The organism is Lujinxingia vulgaris (assembly GCF_007997005.1).
Classification (GTDB): domain Bacteria; phylum Myxococcota_A; class Bradymonadia; order Bradymonadales; family Bradymonadaceae; genus Lujinxingia.
In genome coordinates this window covers 1-2,417 of record NZ_VOSL01000094.1, presented here as the reverse complement: position 1 = coordinate 2,417, position 2,417 = coordinate 1, and the positions used below count along the sequence as shown (strand labels likewise).

General features: G+C 68.6%; 3 protein-coding genes. 1 reads left to right on the top strand and 2 read right to left on the bottom strand.

Translation table 11 applies throughout. The features are described from left to right. Positions 1-1,052 (bottom strand): penicillin-insensitive murein endopeptidase (locus tag FRC96_RS16085; RefSeq protein WP_230470333.1); only part of this gene is annotated, 1,052 nt, incomplete at its 3' end. A gap of 40 nt (positions 1,053-1,092) precedes the next feature. Next, positions 1,093-1,485 carry a RidA family protein gene (locus FRC96_RS16080; protein ID WP_146975920.1) on the bottom strand — a complete coding sequence of 131 codons (393 nt, stop codon included), beginning with the start codon at positions 1,483-1,485 and terminating at the stop codon, positions 1,093-1,095. A gap of 235 nt (positions 1,486-1,720) precedes the next feature. Between FRC96_RS16080 and FRC96_RS16075 the strand changes: the two genes are divergently transcribed. Next, the coding region (locus FRC96_RS16075; protein WP_230470332.1) for a Clp protease N-terminal domain-containing protein at positions 1,721-2,417 on the top strand (697 nt) is incomplete at its 3' end.

The following is a 2,417-nucleotide window of genomic DNA, read 5'->3' as shown; positions in this document are numbered from 1 at the left end:
GCGGAGCGGGAGCCGAGCAGCGCCAGACGCTCCACCGCGGTGGCTCGGAGCTCGGGGGTGGGGCTGGCGAGGAGGTCGGTGGCGCGCGCTTGCAGCTGGCGGCGCGCGGTGAGGTCGGGGCGAAAGCCCGGCCCGCGCCGGCCACGCTCCACGCATCCGCTGGCCAGATCGAGCGGGGTGCAGTGGATGCGCAGATGGAAGTGGTCGTCATGGGGAAGTGCGCCGCCGGGTTGCACCAGCAGAGTCGCGGCGCGCGTCAGAAGATCGCGCGGCGCGCCGCGGCGGCGGCCCTCAGCCAGAAGCATCGCGCGCAACGGGTTGGAGATGAAGATGTATTGCAGCTCGGCAGCTTCGGAGCGGAGCAGGCCTTCGACGAGTGTCCAGTTGCGGGCCACGTCAAAACGCAGCACTCGGGGGGGAGCGGCCTCGTCGTTGACGACCTGCACCTGCCCCTGATCGTCGAGGGAGAGAAGATCGTCGAGGAGCGCGGGCGTGCCCTCGGCGTCGAGCATAAAGAAGGCCAGGTCGGCGTCGCGGCCGTTGTTATGGCTCACCGAGTAGGGGATGTCGCCTCCGCCTTTGCGCCCGAAGTTGCCTAAGAAGACGACGCTCCCGGGGTGCTGCTCAGCGACGTGGGCGGCGGCATCCTCAATCAGCGCGATCATGGCGTCGGTGGTGTACATCAGCCCGCGGGTGCGCTGCACCGGGAGCACGGCCAGGTGGGGGTGCGGCAGGGGCAGAGGTCGGGCGTTGATCAGATGTCCGGTCACCACGTCGCCGATCGAGCGGGTGGGGGTGGTGTCTTCGCCGGGAAGATAGGGGAAGTAAGGATCGGAGGCGCCCACCTCCGGAAGCACCCATTGCCCCTCTGCGAGCGCCGGTGGAGGGATGTAGGGCGGCGGCTCGGGAGGCGCCGGCGGCGTCGCAACCACCGGTGGCGGCTCGGGCGGCGGCAGCGGGGCCGGCGCGCTCTGGCAGGCCGAGAGGATCCACGTGAGACAGACCAGCGCCCCGACAACCCGGGACGCGCGCAGAGCTCGGCCGGGACTCATCGTGTCGCGCGAGGTTGGGGAGGGGGCGCGGGTCATGGTCTCAGGCGGTGGGGGAGGCGGCGATGACGTCGATCTCGACGAGCACATCTTTGGGAAGGCGCGAGACCTCCACGCAGGCGCGGGCCGGCGGGTTCTCGTCGAAGAAGGCGCCGTAGATGGCGTTGACCTTCTGGAAGTCCTGCATGTTTTTCAAAAAGATCGTCGCGCGCAGCACGTGGGTGAAGTTGAGGCCGGCTGCGGCCAGGACGGCCTCCAGGTTGGCCATCACCTGACGGGTCTGGATCTCCACGCCGCCTTCCACCAGCTCGCCGGTGGCCGGGTCCAGAGCGATCTGACCGCTGACAAAGTAGAGGCCGTTGTAGCCCACGGCCTGGGAGTAGGGGCCGATGGCCTGGGGGGCGTTTTCGGTGCGGACGATGATCTTCTCAGTCACGGTGGCTCCATCTGTGAGGGATTGAAAAAAGGAGGGGGCTGCGGCGCGCGCCTGGCGCGGCGCAAGCTGGCAGAAGTATTGAGCAAGGCCACCCTGCTCGCAAGGCCGGCCGGGGTGAGCGCGCCGCAAAGGTGCTTTACCAGTCGATGGCGGCGGTGTTAGCTTCGCCCCTACCTGACGTGATTCACCATGAAGAAGTTGTTGAAATCTGTACCGCCCGGAGGCACGAGCAAGGATGAGTCTACCTCTGAGTCGCGAAGTGGGATCTGTCTATCAGCAGGCCCAGAAATTAGCGGAGCATCGCGGGGAGTCGGTCAGCAGCGGGCACGTGCTGCTGGCGCTCTTTGAGGTGCCCAACCAGGCGGCGACCTTTCTGACGGACCGGGCGATCTCGGTCTCACAGATGCGTCTTGCGCTGGAGCATGAGCGCGCCGAGCCCTCCGAGGTGATGGCGCGGGTGAGCGATCGCAGCCAGCGCCTGGCGTCGAGTGGTGGGGCCGAGGCAGTGACCAGCCTGCATCTTCTGGCGGCGCTGATCCGCGAGACGCGGGGACAGGCCTACGGGCTGCTCTCGGCTTCCGGAGCTAATGTGGGGGCGATCCGCGCGGCGGTGATGAGTTATGCGACGTCGTCACAGCCAGTGCCTCAGCGTTTTCAGCGCAGCGATGTGTTGCCGGCCTCCCGACGCGGCGGGCGCGAGGCGGCAGCAAAACCGGTGGAGCAGACGCTGACCCCGATCGGGCTTCATCCTTTCTTCAGCTCCGGGGGGCGTGCGGGAGCGAGTGAGGCGTCGTCGAGCGGCGGGGCGCCGCCGTCGAAGATGCACGTTGAGGAAGCCGAGACGACGCTTGCTGAGCCCTCGTCGCCCCAGCCGCCGGCGGCGCCGCGGGCGCGCACAAGCCCCCGGGAGCGCGCCCCGCTTCGCGGGCCAC